Origin of the sequence: Nostoc cycadae WK-1, assembly GCF_002897135.1 — a bacterium.
In the GTDB taxonomy this organism is placed as follows: domain Bacteria; phylum Cyanobacteriota; class Cyanobacteriia; order Cyanobacteriales; family Nostocaceae; genus Nostoc_B.
Genome location: NZ_DF978421.1, coordinates 508832 through 514105, shown reverse-complemented (window position 1 = coordinate 514105; position 5274 = coordinate 508832). Strand labels below are relative to the sequence as shown.

At 41.8% G+C, this 5274-nt stretch carries 3 protein-coding genes; all 3 read left to right on the top strand.

Annotated elements, in window-relative coordinates:
* Window positions 1–258: 258 nt before the first annotated feature.
* Window positions 259–2349, top strand: coding sequence for a peptidase domain-containing ABC transporter (locus NCWK1_RS02090; RefSeq protein ID WP_422730831.1), 2091 nt, complete (start codon window positions 259–261; stop codon window positions 2347–2349).
* Between the two features lie 59 nt (window positions 2350–2408).
* Entirely contained in the window at window positions 2409–3956 is a 1548-nt protein-coding gene (locus NCWK1_RS02085; RefSeq protein ID WP_103123535.1) for a beta-barrel domain-containing protein, read from the top strand.
* A gap of 380 nt (window positions 3957–4336) precedes the next feature.
* On the top strand, window positions 4337–5113 hold the full coding sequence (locus tag NCWK1_RS02080) for a peptidylprolyl isomerase (protein ID WP_096581795.1): 777 nt from the start codon (window positions 4337–4339) through the stop codon (window positions 5111–5113).
* Window positions 5114–5274 lie beyond the last annotated feature (161 nt).

Here is a 5274-nt window from a genome sequence, read left to right as displayed (position 1 = left end):
GGGGGGGGGGGGGGGAGGGGGAGGGGGGGGGGGGGGGGGGGGGGGGGGGAGGGGGAGAGGAGGGGGGGGGGGGGGGGGGGGGGGGAGGGGAGGGAAGGAATTTCTCAGTCCCTAGCGCCGCCGAAGCGTAAGAAACCGCGTCAAGCTTACTTTCCTAACCCGACGGTAAGGGCGAGTCATCTGTGGGGACGTTTAACGCAGCGATATCCCTTTTTTGAACAGCAAAGTGCCGCAGATTGTGGTGCAGCTTGTTTGGTGATGATCGGCCGCTACTGGGGTAAGCGCTTGAGTATCAATCGACTGCGAGAGTTAGCTAATGTCAGCCGTGGTGGGGCTTCTTTGCGAGGTTTGACAACCGCAGCCGAGAGTGTTGGTTTTGCGACGCGTCCAGTAAAAGCCAGCTTGGATAAATTAGCACAACAAACTTTACCGGCGATCGCCCACTGGGAAGGTAAACATTACGTCGTTGTTTATGAAATTACCAAAAAAAAGGTAATTATTGGTGATCCGGCTGTTGGACAACGCACTCTTACCATAGGCGAATTTAAAGCCGGTTGGACTGGTTACGCCTTGTTACTCCAACCCACAACCTTACTCAAAGAAACTGAAGCAGAAAATATCCAATTTTGGCAGTTTTTTGATTTAGTTAAACCACACTGGCAAGTGCTGCTGGAGGTATTCACCGCTTCGGTGTTCATTCAAGTATTTGGATTAGTTACACCTTTATTTACTCAGCTACTTTTAGACAGAGTAATTGTCCAAGGTAGCACCCTCACTTTAAACGCTATAGGTTTAGGCTTGCTAATTTTTGGATTGTTTCGCGTCGCTATTAACGGACTGCGGCAATATCTTTTAGATCACACAGCTAATCGCATCAGCTTATCTCTATTAGTAGGTTTTATCAAACATACTTTCCGTTTACCTCTGGCTTTTTTTGAATCTCGTTATGTGGGTGATATTGTTTCGCGGGTGCAAGAAAATCAAAAAATTCAGCGTTTTCTGACTGGGGAAGCATTATCAATCATCTTAGATTTGCTCACAGTATTTATTTATGTCGGGTTGATGTTTTGGTATAGCCCATCAATGGCTTTACTCAGCTTATGTATTGTGCCGCCGTTTATGCTGTTGGCACTTGTGGCTACGCCATTTTTACGCCGAATTAGTCGTGAGGTATTTAATGCCACAGCCAACGAAAATAGTTATTTAATTCAATCCTTAACGGGGATTCGTTCGATTCGCTCAATGGCGATTGAACAAACAGTGCGTTGGCATTGGGAAGAACTGCTAAATAATTTGATTAAAAAGACATTTAGTGGACAAATTGTCGGCAATCAACTACAAATTTTTAGCGCGACAATTGAATCAGTTGTAAGTACAGGATTACTTTGGTTTGGGGCATGGTTGGTCATTCAAAACCAACTAACCATCGGGCAACTTGTGGCTTTTAATATGCTGTTGGGCAATATTATTCGCCCATTCCAGCGGCTGGTTGTGCTGTGGAATCAAGTGCAGGAAGTGATGATTGCCACTGAGCGAATTAATGATGTTTTAGAAGCTGAACCAGAAGAAGATTTACAACATCAACCCCGGCAGATTTTACCCAGGCTACAGGGACATATTAAGTTTGAAAATGTCACTTTTCGCTATCGCCCAGACAGTGATATTAATGTCTTAGAAAATCTCAGTTTTGAAATTAAACCCCAGCAAACTGTGGCTGTAGTAGGGCGGAGTGGTTCGGGCAAAACTACCTTATCTAAATTGATTTTGGGGCTATATCTGCCGACAGATGGCAAAGTTTTAATTGACGCTCACGATGTGACTAGTATATCTTTGCGATCGCTACGTTCGCAAATTGGGGTTGTTGACCAAGACACCTTTTTATTTGGCGGGACAATCCGCGAAAATATCAGCATTGCTCACCCAGAAGCCACCTTAGAAGAAATTATCGACGCGGCGCGTTTAGCAGGAGCCGATGACTTCATCAAACAATTACCAATGGGTTACGAAACTCAAATTGGTGAAGGTGGAGGAATGTTATCTGGCGGACAGCGCCAACGTCTGGCGATCGCTCGTGCATTATTGGGCAATCCGCGTTTATTATTATTAGATGAAGCCACCAGTCACCTTGACGCTGAATCTGAACGCATCATTCAAAATAACCTGACAACCATTCTTAAAGGACGCACCAGTTTAATCATTGCTCATCGCCTTTCCACCGTGCGTCACGCAGACTTAATTCTGGTATTAGATCGTGGCTTATTAGTCGAAAGCGGTACTCACGACGAATTAATTACCAGAAAAGGTCATTATTTTTACCTCAACCAGCAACAACTGGCGCAAACAAATTGAGCATCTGGGAAATTTGCATAAAAACAGTTACCACTCAACAGTAAACTGTTGAACTACCTATGCCAAACTCTTATCCCAATTCCTCATCTGTACTAACTCAACAGCAGGATGAACTTCGCCAGTTTGATGACTCTGATGTAGTTGTCGATGAGTCAATACAGTTAGCCCAAATCAATGATTGGTATTACGGTACAGAAGAACTTCTAGACGCTTTACCCAAGCTCTGGACACGTTCAATGTTGTACTTGCTCATCGCCTTTGCAGCCATTATTATCCCTTGGACAATGCTGACCAAAGTAGACGAAACAGGCTCCGCCAGAGGGCGTTTAGAACCCAAAGGTGCAACGCAAAAATTAGGCGTTCCGGTTACAGGTGCAGTCAAAGCTGTCAATGTCCAAGAAGGCGCAACTGTGAAAGCCGGACAGGTTTTAATGCAGCTAGACTCTGATGTATTGCAAACAGATTTGCAACAAACTCAGACTAAGCTCGAAGGCTCAATCAATCGGCTATCTCAGTTGGAATTACTCAAAAATCAACTGATGTTAGCGATTAATATTCAAGAACAACAAAACCAAGCTCAAGCCTTAGAAAAAGTTGCCCAAGTTAACCAAGCACAGCAAAACCTTGATGCCAAAATCAGCAGCTATAATTTGCAAAGACTAGAAAAACTCGCCACTGTTGAGCAGGCTAGACAGAAAATTAATTCCACACACATTGACCAAAAATTAGCGCGAAGTCGTTTTAATCGAGATGTCGCAGAAGTTGACCGCTATCGTCAACTTTTAAACGAAGGTGCGATCGCTCAAGTTAAAGTAGTGGAATTAGAAAAGACAGCGGAAGAAAGTCAACGCTTGCAAGAACAAGCAAGCGCCGAACTCACACAATCAAAATTAAGTTTAAAGGAGGAAGTTAGCCGTTATCAATCCATCATGAGTCAGGCTTGGGCAGATATTCAGCAAGCCAAACTACGCCTAGAAGAACAGCAAAGTAGCTATCAAGGTGTAGTGCAAGCCGGGAGACTGGCGCTGCTGAAAAGTCAGGAACAACTCAAAGATATGCAGAACCAAATTACTACCCTGCAATCGGAAATAGCCCAAACCAAGAGTCAGATTACCTCATTCAAACTGCAACTACAGCAGCGCGTAGTGCGATCGCCAATTGATGGCACAATCTTTGAATTACCTGTGACCAAACCAGGCCCTGTAGTCGAAGCTGGACAAATAGTTGCTCAAATTGCACCTAAAAATAGTGAGTTGATTATCAAAGCCCAAATGCCTAGTCAACAAAGTGGCTTCTTGAAAGTTGGTATGCCCGTCAAAGTTAAATTTGATGCGTATCCCTTCCAAGATTATGGAGTTGTGCAAGGGCGCGTCCATTGGATTTCACCTAGCTCGAAAGTCCAAACTGATAGCGAAGGCAAAGCCACTATCGAAACTTATGAATTGGATATTGTTTTAGATAAAAACTATATCCAAGCAGGTGATAAACGCATTATTTTAACACCTGGTCAAACAGCAAATGCCGAAGTAATTATTCGTCAGCGTCGTGTCATTGACTTTATCTTAGATCCATTTAAGAAATTGCAAAAAGGCGGACTAGAACTGTAATTATTATTTCTACTTTGTTTTGAAATACAATCATGTATCTTGATTTTGCATAGGGTAGACTTTTATAGTCCGCCCTAATTTTACTTTTAATTTTCTTCATGATACTTATACCATTTCACGAAAAAAAGGATACAAATTTATGAACTTTTCATTCTTTTCCTCTCCCCACTGCCCCCTGCGGTCTATTTGTATCAAACTTAAAGTGAGACGGTATTAGATACCTGCTGAACTTTTATGTCTAACAAAACATATTAATTATTCAACGAAACTTCCACTAGATAGAGATAAGAAAAACTCTCTCAAGCCAACATATATAAACATGCGGCTCACTTCGATACTGACTACAAAACACTAATCAGAATTAGTGGAGGGAAATAATTATGTCCAAGCCGTTAAATATTGCTGTTGAAGACATTATTTACTACATCAAACTCTCTTGCCAGATACCTAGTATATTGGATGCGATCGCTACACAAAAAATTATCGCAGAGACAGTTGAAAAAATTGGCATTACAATCGAAGTAGAAGAACTACAACAAGCCGCAGATAGTATACGTTTTGCTAACAAACTCCTGAGAGCAGAAGATACTTGGGCTTGGTTAGAAAAACATCATCTCTCACTAGATGATTTTGAAGAAATAGCTAAAGCTAACATCTTATCTACTAAATTGGCAGAGCATTTATTTGCGGAGAAAGTTGAACCATATTTTTATGCTCGGCAATTTGAATATTATGGAGCCGCAACTTATGAAGTTATTTTAGATGATGAAGACTTGGCTTTAGAGCTATTTTATGCTTTGCAAGAAGGCGAAATTAGTTTTCAAGAAATTGCCCGTCAATACATCGAAAATCCCGAAATTCGTCGCGCTGGTGGCTATCAAGGAATCCGCAACCGTGCAGAATTTAGACCAGAAATTGCCGCAGCCGTTTTTGCTGCTACTCCACCACAAATTCTTAAACCAATTGTCACACCTAAAGGAGTACATATAATTGCCGTTGAGGAAATCATTAAACCAGAATTAAACGAGCAATTACGTCTGCAAATTATGGGAGATTTTTTTAATAACTGGTTACAACAACAAGTTGCAAACTTAGAAATCATAGCAAAATTACCAAGTCATTCTTTATCATCACAAGATTTACCAAAACCCGCTTGATTAAAGATTTCGGATTTTGTCAGCATATTGCATCGCCAGATGTATCTAATTTGGGTATTTGAGCATTATTCATTGTTAATCTGGCGATTTTTAAGAGCAAAGACATAAGCGATGAAAGTAGCTTGAGCTATAATCTGACTTTTCCCGTTAAGTCTTGAAAG